This is a genomic window from Lactobacillus sp. UMNPBX19, from assembly GCF_002553805.1.
GTDB lineage: Bacteria > Bacillota > Bacilli > Lactobacillales > Lactobacillaceae > Lactobacillus.
In genome coordinates this window covers 1-316 of record NZ_PCYR01000174.1, presented here as the reverse complement: position 1 = coordinate 316, position 316 = coordinate 1, and the positions used below count along the sequence as shown (strand labels likewise).

The window sequence follows — 316 nt, the reverse complement described above, 5'->3', positions numbered from 1 at the left end:
ACCGTTAGTATTCTCAATTGCCTGCTTTGCGGCTTTTGCTACGTCATCAATATTTGTTAAAGCTTGTTGCTTAGTAGCTGATTGGGCCGGAATTGATACTTGATTAATCTTCTCAACACCAGTGTTCTTAGCTGATTCAACATCAGTGACAGTTTTTGCATTGCTAATGGCAGTCTTGGCACTATCTGCTTCTGTCTTAGCTTGGTCCTTCACAGCTTGCTTTTCTTCAGTAGTCAGGTTAGGAGCATCATCAATTGAATTATTCTTTTCAGCCAGTGCTCCATCAATTGCGGCATTGGCATCATCCTTGTTGATT

General features: G+C 41.1%; 1 protein-coding gene. It reads right to left on the bottom strand.

Features of this window, described 5'->3' with window-relative positions; all coding sequences use genetic code 11:
• Positions 1–316 (bottom strand): DUF1542 domain-containing protein (locus CP370_RS09660; RefSeq protein WP_158227052.1); only part of this gene is annotated, 316 nt, incomplete at both ends.